General features: G+C 68.7%; 26 protein-coding genes, 2 tRNA genes, 1 other RNA gene and 2 pseudogenes. 14 read left to right on the top strand and 17 right to left on the bottom strand.

All coding sequences use genetic code 11. From position 1 onward, the window contains the following. Positions 1–11 precede the first annotated feature (11 nt). Positions 12–728, bottom strand: a complete 717-nt coding sequence (gene nth / locus ACIA03_RS14450) for an endonuclease III (protein WP_350831292.1) — start codon at positions 726–728, stop codon at positions 12–14. A 198-nt stretch (positions 729–926) separates the two neighbouring features. Between nth and ACIA03_RS14445 the strand changes: the two genes are divergently transcribed. The 3 genes and pseudogenes from ACIA03_RS14445 to ACIA03_RS14435 all read left to right on the top strand — a co-directional run bounded on the left by ACIA03_RS14445 (position 927) and on the right by ACIA03_RS14435 (position 2441). Then, positions 927–1604: a Crp/Fnr family transcriptional regulator gene (locus tag ACIA03_RS14445; protein ID WP_008356269.1), complete on the top strand. Its 678-nt coding sequence runs from the start codon at positions 927–929 to the stop codon at positions 1602–1604. A 68-nt stretch (positions 1605–1672) separates the two neighbouring features. Then, positions 1673–2062, top strand: a pseudogene (locus ACIA03_RS14440) (sigma factor); the annotation flags it as partial. 130 nt (positions 2063–2192) lie between these two features. Further along, positions 2193–2441: a hypothetical protein gene (locus ACIA03_RS14435; RefSeq protein ID WP_396983886.1), complete on the top strand. Its 249-nt coding sequence runs from the start codon at positions 2193–2195 to the stop codon at positions 2439–2441. A gap of 174 nt (positions 2442–2615) precedes the next feature. Here ACIA03_RS14435 and ACIA03_RS14430 read toward each other — a convergent pair whose 3' ends face one another. From ACIA03_RS14430 to ACIA03_RS14410, 5 genes are all read right to left on the bottom strand, one after another. Beyond that, on the bottom strand, positions 2616–3212 hold the full coding sequence (locus tag ACIA03_RS14430) for a YdeI family protein (protein ID WP_396983507.1): 597 nt from the start codon (positions 3210–3212) through the stop codon (positions 2616–2618). Positions 3213–3229: 17 nt separating this feature from the next. Next, a complete protein-coding gene (locus tag ACIA03_RS14425; RefSeq protein ID WP_396983505.1) occupies positions 3230–4024 on the bottom strand; it encodes an MBL fold metallo-hydrolase in 795 nt (264 codons plus the stop codon). Further along, positions 4021–4896 carry an NUDIX hydrolase gene (locus ACIA03_RS14420; protein WP_396983503.1) on the bottom strand — a complete coding sequence of 292 codons (876 nt, stop codon included), beginning with the start codon at positions 4894–4896 and terminating at the stop codon, positions 4021–4023. The genes ACIA03_RS14425 and ACIA03_RS14420 overlap by 4 nt, the downstream gene beginning before the upstream one ends. A 72-nt stretch (positions 4897–4968) precedes the next feature. Further along, complete coding sequence (locus ACIA03_RS14415; RefSeq protein ID WP_396983501.1) at positions 4969–5427, bottom strand: RidA family protein; 459 nt, start codon at positions 5425–5427, stop codon at positions 4969–4971. 79 nt (positions 5428–5506) lie between these two features. Then, positions 5507–5662: a DUF4177 domain-containing protein gene (locus ACIA03_RS14410; RefSeq protein WP_141791386.1), complete on the bottom strand. Its 156-nt coding sequence runs from the start codon at positions 5660–5662 to the stop codon at positions 5507–5509. Positions 5663–5755: 93 nt separating this feature from the next. Between ACIA03_RS14410 and ACIA03_RS14405 the strand changes: the two genes are divergently transcribed. The 3 genes from ACIA03_RS14405 to ACIA03_RS14395 are packed head-to-tail and all read left to right on the top strand — an operon-like array spanning position 5756 to position 8778. Then, entirely contained in the window at positions 5756–6571 is an 816-nt protein-coding gene (locus ACIA03_RS14405; RefSeq protein ID WP_396983498.1) for a maleylpyruvate isomerase family mycothiol-dependent enzyme, read from the top strand. 27 nt (positions 6572–6598) lie between these two features. Then, the gene (locus ACIA03_RS14400) at positions 6599–7615 is read left to right on the top strand and encodes an ArsA-related P-loop ATPase (protein ID WP_396983497.1); all 1017 of its coding nucleotides are present in this window, start codon (positions 6599–6601) and stop codon (positions 7613–7615) included. Next, positions 7612–8778: an ArsA family ATPase gene (locus ACIA03_RS14395; RefSeq protein ID WP_396983495.1), complete on the top strand. Its 1167-nt coding sequence runs from the start codon at positions 7612–7614 to the stop codon at positions 8776–8778. Before ACIA03_RS14400 ends, ACIA03_RS14395 begins: the two co-directional genes overlap by 4 nt. Positions 8779–8871: 93 nt before the next feature. Here the strand turns inward: ACIA03_RS14395 and ACIA03_RS14390 are convergent, their stop codons facing one another. Then, a complete protein-coding gene (locus ACIA03_RS14390; protein ID WP_045548985.1) occupies positions 8872–9147 on the bottom strand; it encodes a WhiB family transcriptional regulator in 276 nt (91 codons plus the stop codon). Between the two features lie 226 nt (positions 9148–9373). Between ACIA03_RS14390 and ACIA03_RS14385 the strand changes: the two genes are divergently transcribed. Further along, entirely contained in the window at positions 9374–11749 is a 2376-nt protein-coding gene (locus ACIA03_RS14385) for a transglycosylase domain-containing protein (RefSeq protein WP_396983491.1), read from the top strand. A gap of 69 nt (positions 11750–11818) precedes the next feature. Here ACIA03_RS14385 and ACIA03_RS14380 read toward each other — a convergent pair whose 3' ends face one another. Beyond that, positions 11819–12277, bottom strand: coding sequence for a GatB/YqeY domain-containing protein (locus ACIA03_RS14380; RefSeq protein ID WP_396983489.1), 459 nt, complete (start codon positions 12275–12277; stop codon positions 11819–11821). A 25-nt stretch (positions 12278–12302) separates the two neighbouring features. Between ACIA03_RS14380 and ACIA03_RS14375 the strand changes: the two genes are divergently transcribed. From ACIA03_RS14375 to ACIA03_RS14360, 4 genes are all read left to right on the top strand, one after another. Beyond that, entirely contained in the window at positions 12303–13223 is a 921-nt protein-coding gene (locus tag ACIA03_RS14375; protein ID WP_396983487.1) for a metallophosphoesterase, read from the top strand. A gap of 72 nt (positions 13224–13295) precedes the next feature. Continuing rightward, positions 13296–13369: transfer RNA gene (locus tag ACIA03_RS14370), tRNA-Pro, on the top strand. A gap of 73 nt (positions 13370–13442) precedes the next feature. Continuing rightward, positions 13443–13901, top strand: coding sequence for a nitroreductase/quinone reductase family protein (locus ACIA03_RS14365; protein WP_396983485.1), 459 nt, complete (start codon positions 13443–13445; stop codon positions 13899–13901). A gap of 37 nt (positions 13902–13938) precedes the next feature. Continuing rightward, positions 13939–14589: a hypothetical protein gene (locus ACIA03_RS14360; RefSeq protein WP_396983483.1), complete on the top strand. Its 651-nt coding sequence runs from the start codon at positions 13939–13941 to the stop codon at positions 14587–14589. Positions 14590–14710: 121 nt separating this feature from the next. Here ACIA03_RS14360 and ACIA03_RS14355 read toward each other — a convergent pair whose 3' ends face one another. The 7 genes and pseudogenes from ACIA03_RS14355 to ACIA03_RS14325 form a co-directional block, all read right to left on the bottom strand. After that, positions 14711–15754 carry an aspartate-semialdehyde dehydrogenase gene (locus ACIA03_RS14355; protein ID WP_396983481.1) on the bottom strand — a complete coding sequence of 348 codons (1044 nt, stop codon included), beginning with the start codon at positions 15752–15754 and terminating at the stop codon, positions 14711–14713. Further along, positions 15751–16245 carry an ACT domain-containing protein gene (locus ACIA03_RS14350; RefSeq protein WP_396983878.1) on the bottom strand — a complete coding sequence of 165 codons (495 nt, stop codon included), beginning with the start codon at positions 16243–16245 and terminating at the stop codon, positions 15751–15753. The genes ACIA03_RS14355 and ACIA03_RS14350 overlap by 4 nt, the downstream gene beginning before the upstream one ends. After that, positions 16237–17589: pseudogene (locus ACIA03_RS14345) on the bottom strand (aspartate kinase); the annotation flags it as partial. The pseudogene ACIA03_RS14345 and the gene ACIA03_RS14350, both read right to left, overlap by 9 nt. Positions 17590–17600: 11 nt before the next feature. Further along, on the bottom strand, positions 17601–18188 hold the full coding sequence (locus ACIA03_RS14340; RefSeq protein ID WP_141791375.1) for a DUF5063 domain-containing protein: 588 nt from the start codon (positions 18186–18188) through the stop codon (positions 17601–17603). Positions 18189–18275: 87 nt separating this feature from the next. After that, entirely contained in the window at positions 18276–18872 is a 597-nt protein-coding gene (gene recR / locus ACIA03_RS14335; RefSeq protein ID WP_008356228.1) for a recombination mediator RecR, read from the bottom strand. A 17-nt stretch (positions 18873–18889) separates the two neighbouring features. Next, positions 18890–19285, bottom strand: a complete 396-nt coding sequence (locus tag ACIA03_RS14330; RefSeq protein ID WP_141791374.1) for a YbaB/EbfC family nucleoid-associated protein — start codon at positions 19283–19285, stop codon at positions 18890–18892. Between the two features lie 10 nt (positions 19286–19295). After that, complete coding sequence (locus ACIA03_RS14325) at positions 19296–21395, bottom strand: DNA polymerase III subunit gamma and tau (RefSeq protein WP_396983478.1); 2100 nt, start codon at positions 21393–21395, stop codon at positions 19296–19298. Between the two features lie 192 nt (positions 21396–21587). Here ACIA03_RS14325 and ACIA03_RS14320 point away from each other — a divergent pair, with 192 nt between their 5' ends. Then, a complete protein-coding gene (locus ACIA03_RS14320; protein ID WP_396983476.1) occupies positions 21588–22271 on the top strand; it encodes a DUF4328 domain-containing protein in 684 nt (227 codons plus the stop codon). Positions 22272–22298: 27 nt separating this feature from the next. Here the strand turns inward: ACIA03_RS14320 and ffs are convergent. After that, positions 22299–22389: signal recognition particle sRNA small type (gene ffs, locus ACIA03_RS14315), an RNA gene on the bottom strand. A 100-nt stretch (positions 22390–22489) separates the two neighbouring features. On the opposite strand from ffs, the gene ACIA03_RS14310 reads away from it, so the two are divergent. After that, a tRNA-Ser gene (locus ACIA03_RS14310) sits at positions 22490–22577 on the top strand. 83 nt (positions 22578–22660) lie between these two features. On the opposite strand, the gene ACIA03_RS14305 is transcribed toward ACIA03_RS14310, so the two are convergent. Beyond that, entirely contained in the window at positions 22661–23071 is a 411-nt protein-coding gene (locus ACIA03_RS14305; protein ID WP_396983474.1) for a RidA family protein, read from the bottom strand. Positions 23072–23148: 77 nt separating this feature from the next. Here ACIA03_RS14305 and ACIA03_RS14300 point away from each other — a divergent pair, with 77 nt between their 5' ends. Continuing rightward, positions 23149–23514: a helix-turn-helix domain-containing protein gene (locus tag ACIA03_RS14300; RefSeq protein ID WP_141791371.1), complete on the top strand. Its 366-nt coding sequence runs from the start codon at positions 23149–23151 to the stop codon at positions 23512–23514. Positions 23515–23518 lie beyond the last annotated feature (4 nt).

Raw genomic sequence — 23518 nt, 5'->3', positions numbered from 1 at the left:
GGCACGGACCATCAGTTGCGGCCCTCCGTGCGGACCAGCTTGGCCGCGGCGACCGGGTCGGTCGGCCCCTCCCCGTACGCAGGGCACAGCTGCGACACCGGGCAGGCACCGCAGGCCGGCTTCTGGGCGTGGCAGATCCGTCGTCCGTGCCAGATCACGTGGTGGGACAGCATCGTCCAGTCGCGCTTCTCGAACAGCGCGCCGACCTCGTGCTCGACCTTGACCGGGTCCTTCTCGGTCGTCCAGCCGAAGCGGCGCGAGAGCCGGCCGAAGTGGGTGTCGACGGTGATCCCCGGCTTGCCGAAGGCGTTGCCGAGCACCACGTTGGCGGTCTTGCGCCCGACACCGGGCAGCTTCACCAACTGCTCCAGGCGGGAGGGCACCTCCCCGTCGTACTCCTCCACCAGCACCGCGCTCAGCTTCAGCAGGGCATCGGTCTTGGCGCGGAAGAAACCGAGCGGCCCGACGAGCTGCTCCAGGTGCTCCCGGGGTGCCGCGGCCATCTCCTTCGCGGACGGATAGGCCGCGAACAGGGCGGGCGAGGCCAGGTTGACTCGCTTGTCGGTCGTCTGTGCGCTCAGCACCGTGACAACCAGGCACTCGAACGGGTTGGTGAAGTCGAGCTCGGCCTTGGCATCCGGGTAGGTCTCACCGAGGATGCGGTCGATCCGACGGGCGCGACGCACCAGACCCAGGCGCGTCTCAGTCGCAAACTTCTGGGCAGGCACGCAGCAAGGCTACGCGGCCGCACCGACAATGCCGATCCGGCCCAGCAGGCGGCTAGCACAAATACCGCCGCGCACATGCACTTTCTGGGGTTATCAGCGGCTTATCGGTGGGGGATGTGCACCTGTGAGACGTTCCACAGATAGGATTCCCGATGTAATACCCGCGGATGTGGGGAAAATCCAGGAGGAATGGCCGCAATGGACAACGACGTACTCCGTCAGGCACCGCTCTTCAGCGCACTCGACGACGAGTCGATGACGGCCCTGCACGCCTCGATGGCCGAGTCGAAGCTCCGCCGCGGAGAGGTTCTCTTTCACGAGGGTGACTCCGGCGACAAGCTGTACGTCGTGATCGACGGCAAGGTGAAGCTCGGCCGCACCTCGTCCGACGGCCGCGAGAACCTGCTCGCGATCATGGGCCCCGGCCAGATGTTCGGCGAGCTCTCGCTCTTCGACCCGGGCCCCCGCTCGGCCACCGTCACCGCGGTCACCGACTCCGCCTTCGCGAGCCTGTCGCACGAGGACCTCCTCAAGTGGCTCGAGGGCCGCCCGGTCGTCGCCCGCGGCCTGCTCGCCCAGCTGGCCGGTCGCCTCCGCAAGGCCAACGACGTCGTCGCCGACCTCGTCTTCTCCGACGTTCCCGGCCGCGTCGCGAAGGCCCTCCTCGACCTCGCCGACCGCTTCGGCCGCACCGCCGACGACGGCGTCCACGTCCACCACGACCTCACCCAGGAGGAGCTCGCCCAGCTCGTCGGCGCCTCCCGCGAGACGGTCAACAAGGCCCTGGCCGACTTCGCCAGCCGCGGCTGGCTCCGCCTCGAGCCGCGCAGCGTGGTCATCATGGACATCGAGCGCATGGCCCGCCGCGCCCGCTGATTCTTTACCTTCCAACAGGCATCCGGCCTCCTTCCACCTGGCGTAACAGCAGGTGAAAGGAGGCCGAGATGCTTTTCGGATCAGATTCGGGTGAGGCGGAGTCCGACGAGTTCGTACGCTCCCGCACCCATGCGCTCTCCCGCACGGCGTACCTGCTGACCGGTGACGCCCACCTCGCCGAGGACCTCCTCCAGCAGGCGCTCCTGTCCGCGGCCAAGGCCTGGCATCGCATCGAAGGCCACCCCGAGCCGTACGTCCGGCGGATCCTCTACACCCAGAACATCTCCTGGTGGCGCCGCCGTCGTTTCGCGGAGACCCCGCTGGATGCGCACGAGGCCACCACGTCAGCGCCCGAGACCGGCGACCGAGATCTCCGGCTCAGCCTGGAACAGGCCCTTGCACAGCTGACGCTGAAACAACGCACGATCCTGGTGCTGCGCTACTTCGAAGACCTCACCGAGGCCCAGACCGGTCGGAGCCCGAGAGCCGCCCGCTCACCCCGGTCGTCAGCGGGGATACACAGGCTTGGCCTTCCGAGGCACAGAGCTGTAGGTCATCAAGCAGCCTTTCGGAACCGAGGTGCTGCCGGTGGATGGGACCTCACCCGGTCTGAAGACCGATGCGACCGGGTATCCGCGGCTCGTCGGCTGGATCGGCGCGGACCCGATCCTATGGCAGGAGATCGACGACAACCTCACCTCCTTCGACCGGTACCGGCCCACCGACGACATACCGTCGAGCCTCGTCGTGATGCACCGGCCGATCGCGGAGGGCGCGACGATCGCCTACCGGCTGATCGAACCAATTGAGCCCAGGCCCGACCGTCACCCGACCTGACCCGACCTGACCCGACCTGACCCGACCTGGCCTGAGCGGTCGAGCGGGCTTGGCCTGCCGATGACCGGCCTCCTCATCGCGGGCCTATTCGCCCTGGTCCTCACCCCACTCGCACTACGCCGGCGTCAGCTCCGTCCGGCGAGGAAGGCCAGCTGAGCGCGCACGTGAGCGGCGCTATCGAGGCCGGCGCTTCTGTGGATGGATCGTCTCGTGACGGGCGAGCATGGCGACGTACTCCTCGACCCTGCGCGCCCGAGCGGCCTCGGTCTTCAGCGAGGTGATGCGGTGATAGAGGGCGTAGCGGTTCTGGGAGGTGAGGACGTCGTACATCGCCTGCGCCTCGGGCACCGCAGCGATCGCGGCCAGAAGGTCAGGCGGGGTCTCGGCGGTGGCCGGACCCGCGTACGCCGCCTCCCACCGCCCATCCGCCTTCGCCGCCTCCACAGCGGCCCGCCCGGCGGTGGTCATCCGGCCCTCGGTCTCGAGCCGGTCGATGTGCTCGACGTTCCGCAGCGACCAGCGGCTCTTCGGTCCGCGCGGGGTGAACCGCTGGAACGACGACTGCTCGTCGCGTCGCCGGGCCTGGCCGTCGATCCAGCCGAAGCAGAGCGCTTCATCAAGGGCGGTCTGCCAGGTCAACGTGGTCAGCGTGCCGCCCTTCTTGGTCAGCACGAGCCAGACCGCGGACGTGTCGGCATGGCGCTCCTCCAGCCAGGCCCGCCACGCGGGCGGGTCGGGAAGCAGGAGCTCGACTCCGGACAGGATCGCCATGAGCCGAACAGTAGGCCTCAGCGCTCGGCGAGGTAAGCCAATTGCGCTCGCACCGAGAGCTCGGCGGCACCCCAGAGGACCTGGTCGACGTCGGCGTACACGATCTCGACGACCGCCCGTGGGTCCGCGTCGGCCGGAGTGACGCCGAGCCCAGCCACGGCGTCCTCGACCTGCCCGAGGCGCTCACGCCGGTGGGCGATGTAGTAGTCGAGCGCGCCGAGAGCATTGCCGATGACTGGGCCGTGGCCGGGCCAGACGCTGCCGACGCCGTGCTCGGAGGCGAGCGCGTGGAGCCGGTCGAGCGAGTCGAGATAGGCACCCAGCTCGCCGTCGGGATGGGCGACCACGGTCGTCCCTCGCCCGAGGACGGTGTCGCCCGTCAGCACGGCCCCATCCCCCGGCAGCCAGAAGGACAGCGAGTCCGAGGTGTGCCCGGGGGTCCCGACGACACGGATCTCCAGACCGTCGACCTCGATGACGTCGCCGTCGCCGAGCCCCTCGGTCCCGAGCCGGTATTCAGGATCAAGAGCGCGTACGCCGGCCCCGACCCGCTCGGCAAAGGCCCGTGCCGCCTCGGAGTGGTCGTAGTGATGGTGGGTGAGCAGCACCGTCGCCACCTCGCCGGCCGCCTCGGCGACAGCGTCGAGATGCCCCTCGTCGAGAGGTCCGGGGTCGATCACGACCGACCGGCGCGCTCCGGGCTCGCGCAGGACCCAGGTGTTGGTGCCGTCGAGCGACATGATCCCGGGGTTGGGCGCGAGGATGCACTGTCCTCGTTCGCCGAAGACCCCGCCCGACCAGGACTCGGTCACGAGCGTCCCCTTCCCGCGACGAGCGAGGCGTGCAGCGGCATCATCGACAGCGCGTGGCCGCCGTCGACCTCGGTGACGGCTGGCGTGAACATGGTCAGCTCGCGCTCCGCAGCCGCGGCGACCACGTCGTCGACGGCCCCGATCGAGGCGACCTCCAGACAGTTGAGATAGGTCGGCGGCATCATCGCCAGCTCGCCGGCCTCGACCTGGTCGACCGCCTCGGCGGCGGCGAGCCAGTGCACCGAGGAGGACTCGCTCGACACGTCGCGGGTCACCTGCCCCTCGGGCAGCCGCGCGACGAAGAACCAGGTCGCGAAGCGCTTCGGCTCGAAGACCGGCGTCGTCCACGCGGCCCACGGCCCCAGCAGATCCGTACGCAGCACCAGCCCGCGCCGGGTCAGCAGCTCGGTCAACGACAGCGAGCGCGACTCCAGGGCGACCCGATCCGCCTCCCACTCCGAGCCCGAGACGTCGTCGACGACAGCATCGGCCGACACGCCCGCGAGCAGGACCCCGCACTCCTCGAACGTCTCCCGCACCGCCGCGGCGACCAGCGCCCGCGCCCGGGACTCGTCGACCCCGAGCCGGCGCGCCCACTCAGCGGGGGACGGCCCGGCCCAGCAGGCGTCGGGCAGCTCGGCGTCGCGTACGTCCACCCCACCGCCGGGGAAGACGGCCATCCCGGCGGCGAAGCCCATCGTCAGCTGCCGACGGAGCAGATACACCTCGGGGCCAGCACCCGAGCCTGGCCGCAGCAGCAGGACCGTCGCCGCGTCACGCGGCTCGACCGGGGTGCGTACGCCCTCGGCGTACTCCCCGGCCAAGGCCACGATGTCGTCACCAAGCCGAACAGGAGGGATCGGGATACGCACGCTCGTCACTGTAGCGACGCTCACGTCCGCGCCCTACCCCATCCGAGCCTCAGACCGAGGCTCAGCCGAGGCTCAGATCTCGACGACAATCTCCACCTCGACAGGAGCGTCGAGCGGCAGAACGGGCACGCCGACGGCCGAGCGCGCGTGCCGGCCGGCGTCGCCGAAGACCTTCCCGAGCAGCTCGGAGGCGCCGTTGGCGACACTCGGCTGGCCGGTGAAGTCGGGCGTGGAGGCGACGAAGCACAGCACCTTCACGACCCGCTTGACCTGCGAGAGGTCACCGATCTCGGCCTTGACCGCGGCCAGGGCGTTGAGCGCGCACTGCTGCGCGGCCGCGTAGCCGTCCTCGGCCGACACGTCGCCACCGACCTTGCCGACGGAGAGCAGGGCGCCCTCCTTCATCGGGAGCTGGCCCGAGGTGAACACATGGTTGCCCGAGCGCACCGCCGGAATGTAGGCCGCCACCGGCGGCACCACCTCCGGCACGCTCAGCCCGAGCTCGGCGAGGACCTCCTCGGGCGCGCTCACGCCGCCACCCCCGTAGCGCAAGCGCCAGAATACGGGCGCGACGGCGTGTTGCACTGATGGTTCACTCGCTGACGCTCGCTCACTCCGAGACCGCCCGCTTGAAGAAGCCGACGTAGTTGCCGGTGCCGTTGTCGAGGATGGAGACGAGCTCCCACCCGTCGGCACCGAAGTTGTTGAGGATCTGCGCCGCGGCGTGATTGAGGATCGGCGCTACCTGGTACTCCCACTTGGTCATAGCGGCACCCTACTTCGCGGACCCGCGGACCGGTTTCCCGACGACATGGTTTGACCTTCCAACCTTGGACTCCTGCCCGCTATCGTCAGGTCCGTGACTTCCGCAGAGCAGCTGAAGACGTACGTCGACACCTGGTGGTCTTCCGTCCAGGACCTCCTGACGCTCCTGGAGGAGCTGTCCGAGTCCGACTGGGACCTGGCCACCGACCTCCCCGGCTGGGACGTACGCGCGATCGCCTCCCACGTCGCTCACATGGAGGGCCTCACTGGCGGCGCACCCCGCGAGGACGCACCTCTCCCCGAGGCCACCCGAAGCAAGTCACCGATGGGCCAGTTCAACGAGGTCGGCGTGCTCACTCGCCGCGACGTCCCACCGGCGAGCATCATCGACGAGATCCGCCGCTACACCTCCGTACGCCACGACGAGCTGCTCGCCTCCCCACCCGAGGACCCCGCGGCGCCGACGCCCGGCCTCTTCGGTGCGATGGGGTGGGGCATCGACAAGCTGCTCCGCAACCGGCCGTTCGACATCTGGCTCCACGAGCAGGACATCCGTCGCGCGACCGGACGCCCCGGAAACCTCGACACCGCCGGCGCCGTCCACACCGCCGACTACCTCCTCGAAGGCGTCGGATTCGTGCTCGCCAAGAAGGCCGGCTGCGCTGCCGGCACCACGGTCGTCGTGGAGGTCGAGGGCCACGCCCCGTACGCCTTCACCGTCACCGAGGCGGGCCGGGGAGTCCTGCTCACCGACCCGGTCACCGATCCCACCGTCACCCTCACCACCGACCGGGAGACGTACGTCCTCCTCACCGGTGGCCGCGCCTCCGCCGACCCCGCCAAGGTGAGGATCAGCGGCGACACCACCCTCGGCACCAAGATCGTCGAGAACCTCAACATCACCCCCTGACGCCACGTCCCGGATAAGGTCACTCTCATGAGTTCCGACTGGCCCCACGTGCAGCTGCATGTGGTGACCGGCAAGGGCGGCACGGGTAAGTCGACGGTGGCTGCTGCCCTGGCGCTCGGGCTGGCGTCCCACGGGAAGAACGTCCTGCTCTGCGAGGTCGAGGGCCGGCAGGGAGTGGCGCGGATGTTCGACGTCGACCCGCTGCCGTACGCCGAGACGCGGATCGCGACCGGGCTGCGGATGCGGTCGCGCTCCGGTGCCGACGCCGAGCCGGGCAACGTCTACGCCCTGCACATCGCCCCCGAGGAAGCCCTCCTCGAATACCTGAAGATGTACTACAAGCTCGGCCCGGCCGGCCGCGCCCTCGACCGCTTCGGCGTGATCGAGTTCGCGACCACGATCGCGCCCGGGGTCAGGGACGTCCTGCTGACCGGCAAGCTCTTCGAGGCCGTCCAGCGCAACAGCCGCAACAAGGGCGCGCGGACCTACGACGCCGTCGTTCTCGACGCTCCCCCGACCGGCCGGATCACGACCTTCCTGAACGTGTCCGAGTCGGTCGCGGGCCTGGCCAAGGTCGGCCCGATCAAGAACCAGGCGGACACGATGATGACCTTGTTCCGCTCCCGGCGCACCGCGGTCCATCTGGTCACGCTGCTCGAGGAGATGCCCGTCCAGGAGACCGCCGACGGCATCAGCGAGCTGCGCTCCGCCGGGCTTCCGGTCGGCGGCGTCATCATCAACCAGGTCCGCCCACGTGACCTCCCCGACGAGTCCCTCGCCGCCGCCCTCAACGGCTCGCTCGACGACGAGACGATCGCCGAGGACCTCAAGCGCGCCGGCGTCGAACCCGACCCCGCGCTGATCGCGACCCTGACCGCCGAGGCGAAGGAGTACGCCGAGCGCCGATCGCTCGAGGACGCCCAGCGTGACCTCGTCGCCGGTCTCGGGGTTCCGACCTACGAGCTCAACCGGCTCGCCGGTGGCATCGACATCGGTGGGCTCTACGAGCTCGCCGCGGAGCTGAAGGACCAGGGGCTCGCATGACGTCACGTCCACGCGTCGGCCCGCTGGCCGCCCACGCCGACCGCACCCTGACCCTCGAGGTCGACCGGCTGCTGGATGACCTCGACACCCACATCATCGTCTGCTGCGGCAGCGGTGGGGTGGGCAAGACGACCACGGCGGCAGCGCTCGCGCTGCGCGCGGCCGAGCGGGGTCGCAAGGTGGTTGTGCTGACCATCGATCCCGCCCGACGGCTCGCCCAGTCGATGGGCATCGCCCAGCTCGACAACACACCTCGCCCCGTTCCCGGGGTCGGCCCGGGCCGGCTCGACGCGATGATGCTCGACATGAAGCGCACCTTCGACGAGGTGGTCGAGTCCCAGGCCAGCCCCGAGAAGGCGCAGCAGATCCTCAACAACCAGTTCTACATCGCGCTGAGCTCCAGCTTCGCGGGCACGCAGGAATACATGGCGATGGAGAAGCTCGGCCAGCTCTACCGCGACGCCTTCGCCCACAACGGCGGCAACGGCGACTACGACCTGATCGTCGTCGACACGCCCCCGAGCCGCAGCGCCCTCGACTTCCTGGACGCTCCCGAGCGGCTCTCCAGCTTCCTCGACGGCCGCTTCCTACGCCTGATGCTGGCACCCGCCAAGGGACCGGTCCGGCTGATGTCGGCCGGGATCAACATCGTGACCAACGCGCTCAAGAAGGTGCTCGGCGGGCAGATGCTCACCGACCTGCAGACCTTCGTCACCGCGCTCGACACCATCTTCGGTGGCTTCCGGCAGCGGGCTCAGGAGACGTACGCACTGCTCCAGGCCGACGAGACCGCCTTCCTCGTCATCGCGGCCCCCGAGCCCGATGCGCTTCGGGAGGCCGCCTACTTCGTCGAGCGCCTCTCCGGTGACCGGATGCCGCTCCAGGGGCTGGTCGTCAACCGGGCCACCCTTCCCGACGACGCCTCGCTCACCGCCGCCGCGGCCGGCGCCGCCTCGGAGCGTCTCCCCGACGCGCCGCTCACCGCCGGGCTGCTGCGGCTCCACGCCGACCGCGCGCTCCTGGTCGAGCGCCAGGACCAGCTGCGCGAGCGCTTCGCCGTCGCCCATCCCCAGGTTCCGACCGCCGTGGTGCCGGCGCTGCCCGGTGACGTACACGATCTCGACGGGCTCCGCGAGATCGGCCGGCTGCTGGCCCAGGGCTGAGCACCCGGAAATGGGTCGAGCCAGGACGTACGTCACGTACGTCCTGGCTCGCACAAGATCAGTCAGCGATCCACTCGAGTAGGGGACGAGTGGTCACTCCACCGAAGCACGGGTGCGCGCGGCCTCGAGCACCGCACGCCACGACGCGTTCGGGCTGCGGCGGAGCAGCGCGCGACGCTCACGCTCGGTCATCCCGCCCCAGACGCCCCACTCGATCTGGTTGTCGAGCGCCTCGGCCAGACACTCGGTCCGGACGACGCAGCCGGAGCAGACCATCTTGGCCTTGTTCTGCTCGGCTCCACGTACGAAGAGCTCGTCGGGCTCGTTCTCACGACAAGCGGCCTGCAGCGACCATTCATCAACCCACATTGTGTGCCATCCCTTCGTCGGAGCGCTTCGCCCTCCCCAGTTGACGGCGTGGGCGCCCGTGCGGACTAAAGGTTAAGGACCTGAACCTGTCGAGTGACACACCCTTCTGACCCAAAGTACGTAGTCCGAAATGACTAGGAGGGGTCCCAGGACGCCTTTTCGGCCTCCAGCCCGGCGCCGATTGCGAATCATGTGCTGTTGGTCGGGATCACCTACGATGACCAGCATGTCCTCGCCGTCGCTGCGCCCGCAGACCGTGCTCAAGCATCTTGCCGTCATGTGCGGAGTGGCAGCCGTCCTCGGGGTCGTCGCCGCAGGTCTGGCCATCCCCTTCGCCGGCGTGGCCGGGATCGCGGCCAAGGAGACGGCCGAGCAGATGGACTCGCTGCCGCAGGAGTTCGAGGTCGACGACATGTCCCAGACGACCAAGATCGTCGACCGCAAGGGCAACCTGATCACGACGCTCTACGACCAGAACCGGGTCTACCGCGCGCTCGACCAGATCTCGCCCAACATGTCGAAGGCGCTCCTGGCGATCGAGGACTACCGCTTCTACCAGCACGGCGCGATGGACCTCAAGGGCACGCTGCGCGCGCTGATCACCAACCAGGCCAGCGACTCGGTGCAGGGTGGTTCCTCGATCACCCAGCAGCTGGTGAAGACGACCCTGGTCTACTCCGCGAAGACCGAGGCCGAGCGCAAGGCGGCGATCGAGAAGTCGACGGCACGCAAGATCCGCGAGCTGCGCTACGCGATCGCGCTGGAGGAGAAGCACTCCAAGGACTGGATCCTGGAGCGCTACCTCAACGCGGCCTACTTCGGCGACGGCGCCTACGGCGTCCAGGCCGCCGCCAAGCACTACTTCAACGTCAACGCCTCCGAGCTCAACTGGCAGCAGTCGGCGATGCTGGCCGGGATGGTGAAGAACCCCACCGGCTACGACCCGACCAACTACCCCGACGCCACCATCGCCCGCCGCAACGTGGTCATCGACCGGATGGCCGCGCTCAAGGTCGTCTCCCGTCCCGAGGCGGAGAAGATGAAGGACGCCGGCCTCGGCCTGAACGTCCAGAAGCAGCGCAACGGTTGCCTCGGCTCGTCCGCGGAGTTCTTCTGCGACTACGTGCTCAACTGGCTGGTCAAGGACCCGGCCTTCGGTGAGACCGAGGCAGACCGGATGGCGCTGCTGCGGTCGGGTGGGCTGACCATCAAGACGACCCTCGACCAGCGTTTCCAGGACGCCGCGCAGGCGTCCGTCGAGGACCACGTGTACGCCACCGACGACGCGATCGGCGCGCTGGCGATGGTCGAGCCGGGCACCGGCCGGGTGCGCGGGCTCGCCCAGTCGCGCCCGATGGGTGACAAGCGGAAGAAGGGCCAGTCCTACCTGAACTACATGGTGCCGACGCAGTACGGCGACTCCGCCGGGTTCCAGGCCGGATCGACCTTCAAGCCGTTCGTGCTCACGGCAGCGATCGAGCAGGGCTTTCCGCTCAAGCAGAAGATCAACTCCCCGGAGAACATAGTCCTCCAGGAGTCGTCGTTCGCCGGATGCCCCGGAGACGGCAACCGCGTCGGCTCCTGGCCCGTCGGCAACTCGACGACGAGTGGTTCGAAGGACGCCTACACCGGCACTCGCGAATCGGTGAACACTTTCTACGCGCAGCTGGAGCAGATCACCGGCCTCTGTGCCCCCTACAAGATGGCCCAGAAGATGGGCATCCAGCTGACCGATCCCAAGGACGAGCGAGTGCCTTCCTTCACCCTCGGGGTCACCAGCGTGAGCCCGCTGGAGATGGCGGAGGCGTACGCCACCTTCGGCGCCCGCGGCAAGCACTGCGACTCGATCCCGGTGAACGAGATCCTCGACGCCAACGACAAGCTGATCAAGAGCTACAAGCCCAAGTGTCAGCAGGTGATGGCCAACGGCACCGCCGATGCGGTCAACGACATCCTGAGAGGGCTCCTGGAAGGTGGGTTCGCGAGCAACGAAGCGCTCTCCGTACCCGCCGCCGGCAAGACCGGAACGATCAACGGCAACCGGGCAGTCTGGTTCATGGGGTACACCCCGAAGCTCGCCACCGCCGCCATGATCGCCGGAGCGAACTACGACGGCACCTGGAAGAGCCTCAACGGTCAGGTCGTCGGAGGCTCCTACATCGGCTCCGCTTCTGGTTCCGGCCAGGCTGCCCCGATGTGGGGCGATGCGATGCAGGTCATCGACAAGTACCTCAAGTGGGTGGACTTCCACGAGGTCGATCCCAAGGTGATTGCCGGCAACACGGTCGACGTCCCCTGGGTCGGCGGCATGACCGTCGAGAAGGCGACGAAGGTGCTGCGAAGCGCAGGCTTCCAGGTCCAGGTCGGCCCGGAGGCCTACTCCGAGTACGACAAGGGGCTGGTGGCCTTCACCACCCCGTCCGGCGACGCCGCCGAGGGATCCCCGATCACGATCTACACCTCTCTCGGCCCGGAGCCGAAGCCCGAGCCGAAGAAGAACAAGCAGCCCGAGGAGTCGCCGCCGCCCTCCGACGGCGGGAACCAGAAGCCGAGGGCCTCTCCGGACCAGCCCGACTTCGGCTGGGAGTGGCCGACCGGCTGACGGCCGGCACTCCCGACGACTGTGGCCCCCACCGATCCGGTGGGGGCCACAGTCGTTCTCTGATGCCGTTCAGGCGAGCTGCTTGCGCACCTCCGCGGCCACGGCACCACCGTCGGCCTTGCCCTTGGTCTGCGGGGTCAGGATGCCCATCACCTTGCCCATGCCCTTCATCCCGAGCTCGGCGGCACCGGACTGCGCGATGGCCTTGCTGACCAGGTCGGAGATCTCCTCGGCGCTGAGCTGAGCGGGCAGGTATTCGGTGATCACCGCGGCCTCCGCGGTCTCCTTCTCGGCCTGCTCGGGGCGACCGCCGTCGGCGAAGGCGGTGGCTGCCTCGCGGCGCTTCTTGGCCTCGCGGGTGAGGATCGTGATGATCTCGTCGTCGGTGAGCTCCTTGGCCTCCTTGCCGGCGACCTCGGCCTCGGTGATCGAGGCCATGACCATGCGCAGCGTCCCGGCGCGGTCCTTGTCACGGGCCTTCATCGCGGAGGTCAGGTCAGTCCTCAGGCGATCCTTCAGAGTGCTCATGGGGCCATTGTGGCAGGGTTGAGCCATGCGGCTCGCCACAGCAATCGGCGCAACTCTCGGGACCGGGCTCGCCACCGGCGCGGCCATGACGGCGTACGCCCTGTGGGAGGCCCGTCAATACACCCTGCGCCACGTGGGGCTGCCGGTGCTCCCCGAAGGCGCGGACCCGCTCCGCGTGCTGCATCTCTCCGACATGCACGTGGTCCCCTCGCAGCACAAGAAGCTCGACTGGATCGCCTCGCTGGCGTCGCTGAAGCCGGACCTGGTCGTCGACACCGGAGACAATCTCGCCCACCAGCGGGCGGTCCCGGCGATCGTCAACGCCCTCGGCACGCTGCTCGACGTGCCGGGAGTCTTCGTGCACGGCTCCAACGACTACTACGAGCCGCGCCTGCGCAACCCGTTCGGCTACCTGCTGCCGGACAACGGCAAGCGGCAGACGAACGTCCCGGAGCTCCCCTGGCGCGACCTGTCGGCCTCCTTCACCAAGTCGGGCTGGCTCGACCTCACCAACACACGCTCGTCGCTGACCGTCAAGGGCATCGAGCTCGCCTTCGCCGGCGTCGACGACCCTCACCTCGGCCTCGACGACCTGTCCTCGGTCGCCGGCCCCGCCGACCCGGCCGCGGACGTACGTCTCGGGGTGGCGCACGCTCCCTATCTCAGGGTACTGGACCAGTTCACCGCCGACGGCTACGACGCGATCCTGGCCGGTCACACCCACGGCGGCCAGATCTGTCTGCCCGGCGGGCGCGCTCTGGCCACCAACTGCGATATCGACCCCGAGCGGGCGCGCGGGCTGCACACCCACACCTGCGGTGGGCGGCAGGCCTGGCTGCACGTCTCGGCCGGTCTCGGCACCTCCCCCTACACCCGGATCCGCATCGCCTGCCGTCCCGAGGCCACCCTCCTGACGCTCACTCCGCGAGGGGCGTCTCGCCGGTAGGGGCCGATTACGGTTCGAGGCAGTCTCTGGGCTATGCTCATTCCTCGTTGGACCGTTGATCGGTGCAGCATTCGGGTTGTAGCGCAGCTTGGTAGCGCACCTCGTTCGGGACGAGGGGGCCGCAGGTTCAAATCCTGTCAACCCGACATCGAGTTCAGGCTCGGAGATCGCAAGATCTCCGGGCCTGATCCCGTTTTCCAGCACAGTAGGGTCGACGCCATGAGCTTCGACACCCGCAACGGCACCCGCGGCGCCAGGCAGCCCACGGCCAACCCGCTCCTGAAGCTGGGCAACAAGCTGATGATGCGCCGTGCCCGCAAGAGCGACTCCACGACGGCCGGGATGCGCCTGCTCGTGCTCACGACGATCGGCAAGAAGAGCGGCGAACCCCGATCCTCGCCTCTGGCCTGGTTTCCCGGGGATGACGGCACCTGGCTGGTGGTCGCCTCCGCCGGCGGCGCCGCGAAGAACCCTGCGTGGTACTACAACCTCGCAGCCAACCCCGACCGCGTCACGATCGAGCTGGGCGGCGAGACCATTCCGGTGGTGGCAGAGCAGCTCAACGGTGAGGAACGGGCGCAGGCCTGGGCCACGATCGTCTCGTCCGCCGCGAACTTCGGGAGCTACGAGAAGAAGACCGACCGCGAGATCCCGGTCATCCGTCTGACCCGCGCCTGAGTTCAAATGTGACGCTCGACATGCGAAACTGCCCCTCATGAGCAACGACCCCACCGACAAGCTCGCCGCGCCGTCGTTCGGCTTCAAGAAGAAGCGTGGGGGCACGGAGCCGGCGAGCACCAAGCCCGAGAAGGCTTCCGCGGAGATGACCCAGGTGCTGGAGAAGACGACGCCACCCGTCATCGCTCCCGAGCCGCCTGCGCCGAAGCAGAAGGCGCCGAAGCAGAAGGCGGAGAAGCAGAAGGCGGAGAAGCCGACCAAGTCCGCGAAGGCACCCAAGCAGCCCAAGGACCCGAGCCAGCGGCGGATCAATATCGGCACCCCGTCGGGCCTGTCCGCGGCGGTCATGATCGGCGCCATCGTGGGGGCGTTCATGGCCCTGGCCGTCTGGTTCAGCGGCACCGTGAGCCAGTGGACGCGCGGCACCTCGTCGCTCGGCGACATGGGCGCGATCGTCCTCATCGCCGTGTTCGTCCTCGCGGTCCTGGTCGGCGGCTACCTCCTCCGCCTGGCCAGCGCCCGCTCGCCGTTCACGATCAGCTTCCTGGGTTCAGCCCTCGTCGCCGTACTCTCGATGCTCTTCCTCACCGACGTCTTCGCCCAAGCCTGGGGTGTGATCGTCGCCGTGATCCTCACCGCCGCCGCGTACGCGCTCGCCTACTGGGTCACGACCAACTACATCGACTGACAGGCTCCCGTCGAGACGTCACCCCCGTCGGCCGACGCGTCACTCGCGTCGGCCGAGATGGCACCGGAGTGCCATCTCGACCGACCTAAGTGACGTCTCGACCGACGGGGGTGACGTCTCGTCAGAGGGCGGTGGCTACCAGCTCGGCGAGCTGGACCGTGTTGAGCGCAGCGCCCTTGCGGAGGTTGTCGTTGGAGATGAACAGCGCGAGGCCGCGGTTGTCCGGGACGCCCTCGTCCTGGCGGATGCGACCGACGTAGGAGGGGTCCTTGCCGGCTGCGTACAGCGGCGTGGGTACGTCGCGGAGCTCGACGCCCGGGGCGTTCGACAGGACCTCGGTGGCGCGCTCGGGGGTCAGCGGCGAGGAGAACTCGGCGTTGATCGCGAGCGAGTGGCCGGTGACGACCGGGACCCGGACGCAGATGCCGGAGACCCGCAGGTCAGGCAGATCGAGGATCTTGCGGGACTCGTTGCGGAGCTTCTGCTCCTCGTCGGTCTCGTTGAGCCCGTCGTCGACCAGCGAACCGGCGTAGGGAAGGACGTTGTAGGCGATGGTCTCGACGTACTTGTCCGGCTCCGGGAAGGCGATCGCGGACCCGTCGTAGGCGAGCTCACGGGCCTTGTCGCCGGCAGCGGCGACCTCGCTGACCAGCTCTTCCACGCCGGCGACGCCCGAGCCCGAGACCGCCTGGTAGGTCGATACGACGAGCCGCTCGAGGCCGGCTTCGTCGTGGAGCGCCTTGAGGGCCGGCATCGCGGCCATCGTGGTGCAGTTGGGGTTGGCGATGATGCCCTGGCGGGCCTCGATGACGCCGGCCATCGCCGAGGGGTTGACCTCGGAGACGACCAGCGGGATCGCCGGGTCCTTGCGCCAGGCCGAGGAGTTGTCGATGACGATCACGCCGGCCTCGGCGAACTTCGGCGCCAGCGCCTTCGAGGTGGCGCCTCCCGCGGAGAAGATCGCGATGTCGAGACCCGACGGGTCAGCGGTGGCGGCGTCCTCGACGACGACCGAGCGGTCACCGAACTCGATGGTCTTACCCGCCGAGCGCGCCGAGGCGAAGAAACGGACCTCGCCGAGCGGGAAGCCGCGCTCGAGCAGGATCTGGCGCACGGCGACGCCCACCTGTCCGGTCGCTCCCACGATTCCCAAGTTGATGCTCATCGGCCGGTCCCTCCGTAGACGATGGCCTCAACGTCGCTGTCGAGGCCGAATGCTCTGTGTGTGGCGCGCACTGCGCGGTCGAGGTCGTCGGCGCCGACGAGCACCGAGACGCGGATCTCCGAGGTCGACACCATCCTGATCAGGACTCCCTCGGCGGCGAGCGCGGCGAAGAACTTCGCGGTGATCCCCGGATGCGTACGCATCCCGGCACCGACGATGGAGAGCTTGCCGACCTGCTCGTCGGTGACCGGGTCGGAGAAGTCGACCTCGGCCTGGATGTCGCCGAGGGCGGCACGAGCCTTCTTGACGTCCGCGCGGGGCAGCGTGAACGAGATGTCCGTGCGCCCCGTCTCCTTCGCCGACACGTTCTGCACGATCATGTCGATGTTGATGCCGTTGTCGGCGATGGTGTCGAAGATGCGGGCGGCCTTGCCGGGCTCGTCGCTGACGCCGGCGATGGTGATCTTGGCTTCGCCACGATCGTGGGCCACGCCGACGATCTCCGGGGTGTCCCCGTTGGTGTCCGCGCCGTAGGAGACCTTCTCGACCGCGACGTCATTGAACCGCGCGGCCGCGGCCTCCCAGGCCCGCTGGACCTCGTCGTCGTCGACGACGACCGAGACCCGGACCTCGGAGGTGGAGATCATCTGGATGTTGACGCCGGCCTGCGCGATGGCGGAGAAGAAGTCGGCGATCTTCTTCGGCTGCGTGCGCAGCCCCGCACCGATCAACGAGACCTTGCCCACCATCTCCTTGGCGTCGACGTCCTCGAAGCCGAGCTCGGCGCGCGCCAGGTCGAGCGCCTTCTTGGCACGCTCGACGTCGTTGCGGGGCAATGTGAAGGTGATGTCGGTGCGTCCGGCGCGGGCCGCCGAGGAGTCCTGCACCACCATGTCGACGTTGATCCCGACGCCGGCGATGATCTCGAAGACCTTGGCGGCCGCACCGACCTGGTCGGGAGCGTTGACCACGGTGATCTTCGCCTGGCTGCTGTCGTAGGCGATGGCAGCCACGATCGGCGCCTCCATGCCGCCGTCCTCGCCAGGCTGGAGATCGCCGTGCGGCGAGACCGCGTCGATGCTGCCCTTGACCACGGTGCCGTTGAGGGTGGAGAAGGAGGAGCGTACGTGGATCGGGAGGCTGTGACGCCGGGCGAACTCCACCGAGCGCAGGTGGAGCACCTTCGCGCCGGAGGCCGCCAGCTCGAGCATCTCCTCGAAGGCGACCGAGCTCAGCTTGCGGGCGGTCGGGACGATCCGCGGGTCGGCGGTGAAGACACCGTCGACGTCGGTGTAGATCTCGCAGACGTCGGCGTCCAGCGCCACCGCCAGCGCCACCGCGGTGGTGTCGGTGCCACCCCGGCCCAGCGTGGTGATGTCCTTGGTCTCCTTGGAGACGCCCTGGAAGCCGGCCACGATCGCGATCGCACCGTCCGCCAGCGCCGCCTGGATCCGCTCGGGCGTGATGCTGAGGATCTTGGCGCGCCCGTGCTGCGCGTCGGTGATCAAGCCCGCCTGCGACCCGGTGAACGACCGAGCCTCGTACGCCAGGCCGCGCTCGTTCGCGACGTCGTTGATCGCCATCGCGAGCAGCGCCATCGACTGGCGCTCGCCGGAGGTGAGCAGCATGTCGAACTCACGCGCGTGCGCGGTCGCGTCGGGCGAGACCTTGTTGGCCAGGTCGATCAGCTCATCGGTGGTGTCGCCCATGGCGGACACGGCCACGACGACGTCGTGGCCCTGCTCTTTGGTCGCGACCACTCGCTGAGCCACACGCTTGATGCCTGCAGCATCCGCGACCGAGCTGCCACCGTACTTCTGAACGACGATTCCCACGGCGGGAAAGTCTACGTTGCCGATACGGGCGTCTTCTCCAGCATCTCATCAGCGGCCGCCAGGTCCTCGTCCTCACCGGTGAACGGCTCGGAGTCGAGGCGGTCGTGAGCGACCACGGTGAGCAGCGCGTTGAGCACCGCGCCGGCCAGGTTGCCCCAGTTGTTGACGTAGCTGAACTGCCACCACCACAGCGCCTCGTCGACGTCGCCGAGGCGGTAGTGACGCAGACCGTATTCCAGGTCGGTCACCAGGCTGGCGACGTCGTCGGAGATCTGGCTGTCGACCACGTCAGGGCTGTAAGGATCGAAGACGAAGCTGTAGGTGTCGATGTCGCCGAACATCTCGGCCAGGCCCATCCGCAGCTCGTCGACGTCGGCCTCCATGCCGACGTCGGGCTGGAACTCCTCACGAGGCTCGAAGTCCTGCTGAGCGCCCAGTCGCGCGCCCGCCAGCAGGATCTGGCTCACTTCCAGCAGCAGCATCGGGACGGCGCTGCCGCCATCGCCGTCGGCAGCGATCGCGCGCACCGAGAGCAGGAAGCTCTCCACCGAGTCGGCGATGCTGGTGGCGAAGTCCTTGCCGGTCAAGTCGTTCGTCATGACGGCCCCCTTCCCGAGGTCCCTTTGAATCGTCAGGCTACCGCCGAAGTTCTGGCCTGACGAGGGTGAAAGGTCTGGTCTCAGGGACTATTCAGCCGCGCGTCGCCCGGCGAACGCACGACCGAGGGTGACCTCGTCGGCGTACTCCAGGTCGCCGCCGACCGGAAGACCGCTGGCCAGACGGGTGACCTTCAGACCGAGCGGGCTCAGCTGGCGGGTCAGGTAGGTCGCCGTCGCCTCGCCCTCCAGGTTGGGGTCCGTGGCGAGGATCACCTCGGTGATCCCGGGGTCGTTGAGCCGCTGGACGAGCTCACGGATGCGCAGCTGGTCGGGACCGATCCCGTCGATCGGGCTGATCGCGCCACCGAGCACGTGATAGCGCCCGCGGAACTCACGGGTGCGCTCGATCGCGACGACGTCCTTGTATTCCTCGACCACGCACAGCACCGACTGCTCACGACGCGGGTCGCGACAGATCCGGCAGGTCTCCTCCTCGGAGACGTTGAAGCAGACCGAGCAGAACTTCACCTTCGCCTTGACCTCGTTGAGGATCGAGGCCAGCCGGTGTACGTCTGCGGGATCGGCCTGGAGCAGATGGAACGCGATCCGCTGGGCGCTCTTCGGGCCTACGCCCGGCAGCCGTCCCAGCTCGTCGATGAGGTCTTGGACCACACCCTCGTACAACTCTGTTGCCTGTCCTTCTAGAAGCCGAGCTTGAACGGCGGCTCGTTGCCGCCGGGGGCACCACCCATACCGCCGCCGAGGCCGCCCGCGAGCGGGCCCATCGCCTCGCCGGCGAGCGCGTCGGCCTTGCCCTTCGCCTCGCGGTAGGCGGCGACGATCACGGCGCCGAGGTCCTCGAGGTCATCGGGGTTGCTGCCGTCGAACTCGCCCTGCTTGATCTCGACACCGACCAGCTCGCCGGTGCCGGTGAGCTTGACGGTCACCGCACCGCCGGCGACGGTGCCGTCGACGATCGTCTCGGCCAGCTTCTCCTGGGCGTCGACGATCTGGCTCTGCAGCGCCTGGGCCTGCTGCATGATCGCGTTGAGGTCGAAGCCGCCCTCGCCGCCGAGGCCTTCGAGTGGGTTCGTCATCTGTGCCGTCCTAGTTGTGAGGAATCTCTTCGATCATCGTTGCACCCAGCTCCTGAGCGAGCAGCGCCTCGGCGCCCATCGCGGCCGGCCCGTCGTAGGCCTGGTCGTCGGGGTTCACCGCGGCGTCGGCCTCGGCCAGACGGGCCGCGGTGTCGTCGACCGGGGGTTCGTAGTCGGCGGCGCGCGTCGGCCGGATCGCCTCTCGTGCCAGCGCGATCGCTCCCGGGTCGGCCTGCTGGGTCGCGGGCGGCTCCGGTGGAGCGGGCGGCTGGTCGGGGGGCGGCGGCTCGGCGGCCCAGTCGGGCGGTGGCGCCTGCTCGTTCCAGGATGCCTCCGGCGGCTGCTGCGGCTGAGCGGGTTCCTGGGGTTGCGTCGGTTGGGGCTGGGGCGGGGCCTGCCGCTGCGGGGCGGGCTGGCCGCCCCCGGCGACGATCGCCTCGATCTTGGGCTGGATGCCGATCACGTTGACCAGCGCCTGGCCGAGGATCGGCTCGTGTCCGCCGGTCGCGAACCGGTCGCGGAGTCCGGGCGAGCCGAACCCGAGGGTGAGGATGCCGTCGCGGAAGTCGACCACCTGGGCGTTCTGGCCCACGAGCGACCAGGTCGCCCGGCGCAGGCCCTTGGTCTGGGCGATCACGTCGTCCCACAGCCGACGGATGTCCACGTTGCCCATGCCGCCCGGCTGCGCCTGTGGCTGGGGCCGGCTCGGCGGCTCCGGCGCGGGCGTCGAGGGTGCGGCCGGCGCCTGCTGCGGCGTCACCTCTGCGGCTGGCTCTGGCTCGGGAGCGGGCTCAGGAGCGGAGGCGTACGTCTGGACGGGCTCCGGCTGCGGCGACGCAGGCGCGACGGTCTCGTGCCCCGGCGCGCCGACCGACGGCTTGAGCACCGGCCGGTCCTGGGCGGGAGCGGCCGCCACCGGTGGAGCGGTCACCGTCGGCGTACCGCTGATCTCGATCCGCCTCTCCAGACGGTCCAGCCTGGCGGCGAGGCCGTCGGCGCCGTCGGCCGCGGGCAGCAGCACCCGGGCACAGATCAGCTCGAGCAGCAGTCGAGGCGCGGTGGCGCCGCGCATCTCGGTCAGGCCGGTGGCGACGGCGTCCGCGGCGCGGGAGAGGTCGTGCGGCCCGAAGCGTCCGGCCTGGGCGACCAGACGCTCGCCACCGTCCTCGGAGACGTCGATGAGACCGGTCGTGGGCGCGTCCGGGACCGCCTTGACGATGACCAGGTCACGCAGCCGCCGGAGCAGGTCCTCGGTGAACCGCCGCGGGTCCTGGCCGGTCTCGATGATCTTGTCGATCACACCGAAGACCGCGGCACCGTCGTGAGCGGCGAACGCGTCGACGACCTCATCGAGCAGTGCGTCCGGGGTGTAGCCGAGCAGCCCGGCCGCCAACTCGTACGTCACGCCCTCAGGCCCCGCGCCGCCGAGCAGCTGGTCCATGACCGAGAGGCTGTCGCGCATCGACCCGGCGCCCGCGCGGGCGACCAGCGGCAGCGCGGCCGGCTCGACGTTGATCCCCTCCTTCTCGCACAGCGTCGAGATGTAGTCGGAGACCAGCTTGGGCGGGAAGAGGCGGAACGGATAGTGGTGGGTGCGCGACCGGATCGTCGGGATGACCTTCTCCGGCTCGGTCGTCGCGAAGATGAACCGCAGATGCTCCGGCGGCTCCTCGACCAGCTTGAGCAGCGCGTTGAAGCCCTGCGTCGAGACCATGTGGGCCTCGTCGATGATGTAGACCTTGTAGCGGCTCTTCACCGGCGCGAAGAACGCCTTCTCCCGCAGGTCACGGGCATCGTCCACACCACCATGGGAGGCCGCGTCGATCTCGATCACGTCGATGCTGCCGGGCCCGCCGCGCGCCAGGTCCCGGCACGACTCGCACTCCCCGCACGGGTCCGCGATCGGCGCCTTCTCGCAGTTCAGCGCCCGCGCCAGGATCCGCGCCGAGGTCGTCTTGCCGCAGCCGCGTGGACCGGAGAAGAGGTACGCATGGTTGACCCGGTTGCCCGCCAGCGCATTGCGCAGCGGGCCGGTGACGTGATCTTGGCCGATGACCTCGGCAAACGTCTCCGGCCGGTAGCGGCGGTAGAGAGCTAGCGGTGCGTCCACCCCATGAACCCTAACGACCCCCACCGACAGTCGGTAGCCGCCGGGCGCCCGCGAGCCCGACGAACTGAGCAAAGTGGTCATCTCGTCGTCTCTTCGGATCCGATCGTGACGCGTTCGTGACCGCATCGGGGGTCGCCGCGACGGCGATGGCGGACCCTGATGTCCCCAAGACTTGTTCAGAAAGGACGCTCGATGAGCAATCCGTACGGCTCCCCACCACCCTTCCCGAACCAACCCGTACCCGCCCCGTACCAGCAGGTCCCGACCGGTCCTCGCGGCCTGGCCACCGCCTCGATCTGGCTCGCCATAGCCCTCACTGCCGTCGTGGTCATCACGGCCGCGGTCTCGTATCCCGTGTCCGTGGCAGTCAACGACACGATGCTGAGCGCGACCCCGTCGACCTCGACATTGATCTGGGTCGGCGCCTCTGTCGCACTGGGACTCGCCCTGTTCGCCGTCCTGATCTCGCTCTACATCGTGGGGTGCCTGTGGCTGCTGCGGAGCTATGACTTCGCGAGGGTCGTAAACCCCACGTTCCACATGCGACGCAGTCGCGCATGGGTGTGGCTCGGCTGGTGGGTGCCGATCGTGTCGTTGTGGTTCCCGCTCCAAGTAGTCGATGACGTACGCCGAGCGACCGCCAACAACCAGCCCCGTCCGTCCCTCGCCATCTGGTGGACAGCCTGGTTGGTGGCCATCTTGTCCACCAACCTGTCGGGAAAGATCTTCAACAGCGAGGACGTCCTGTCACGAGACGCGATCATCATCGTCGCGATGATCGACGCGCTGTCCGCCATCGCGCTCGTGATCGCCTGCGTCAGCTGGATCTCGATCATCCGGGGCATCACGCGAGACCAAGAGGCGGCTCGGGGCTGATCCGCTCGGGGCTGATCCGGAAATAGAAAAGGCCCCCCACGTACCCAACAGAGCTCGCTTATCCTTGCTGCCTTCCGGCCCTGGGGAGGTTCGACAAGATGTCGCCACATGGGGGGTTGCCGAAGAGTCTAGACGAGTCCCCGCGCCGATCCCAAAGGCGGCCCGCTGGCCCTCCGCCGATTTCCCCGATGCTCACGGAGCCGCGTAGGATCCCTCACGGATCTGTCGCCTAGTGGCCTATGGCGCACGGCTGGAATCCGTGTTGGGTTAACGCCCTCGGGGGTTCGAATCCCCCCAGATCCGCCAGCAGGAAACCTTGGTTGACCTGCAAGAACGCCGATCCGGACAGCGCAAGCTCCGGATCGGCGTTCTTCATTTCCTCGAACGGTTCAGTCCAGGACGGCGTACGCCTCGACCTCGACGAGCACGTCTGGCTCGAACAGGTAGTCCACGCCGATGGCCGACAGGGGCGGTAGGGGCTGCGGGATGCCCAGCTCGTCGACGACGCTCTCGAGACCCGCGACGAACGCGTCGTACTTCTCCGGGGTCCAGTCCGTGACGAAGAACCGCAGGCGTACGACGTCGGCGAAGGTGGCGCCGGCGCCGGCGAGGCCACGGGCGGTGCTGCGGAGGGCGTGGGCGAGCTGACCGGCGAGGTCGCCGGGTGCGACACCGCGACCGAGCTCGTCCCGGGCGATCTGTCCGGCGACGTGGATGTGGCGGCTTCCGGTGGCGACAGAGACATGGTGGTAGGGCACGGGCTGGAACATGCCTTCGGGGGTGAGCAGATCGACGGACACGAGGAGATTCCTTTCGATGGTCAAGGTTTCCCATGTGTACTTGGTATCCGAAGGACACTTCAACGAGACTAGGTGTCATGCCGGATACCGTCCCTGGCCCGCTTCGACTGACCCAGGAGCATCGCGAGCTCCTCGACCAGCTCCTCGACAAGTGGTCGCTCCAGGTGCTCGACACACTGTGCGAGCGACCGCGACGCTTCAACGAGCTGCGTCAGGCGATCCCCGCGGTGACCCAGAAATCACTCACCACGGCACTGCGCCGCTTGGAGCGCAACGGCATGGTCGAGCGGGTCGTGCTGAGCACCCGCCCGCTCGCGGTGGAATACCGCATCACCCCGCTGGGCAGCACCCTGCAGGACCTCATCGACCGGCTCTATCACTGGACGACCACGACGCTGCCCGAGGTCGAAGCGGCGCGCGAGGCCTTCGACCACTCGGCCTGAAGAG

This window comes from Nocardioides sp. NPDC051685, assembly GCF_044453405.1.
GTDB lineage: Bacteria > Actinomycetota > Actinomycetes > Propionibacteriales > Nocardioidaceae > Nocardioides.
This window is presented reverse-complemented; position numbering and strand designations above follow the sequence as displayed.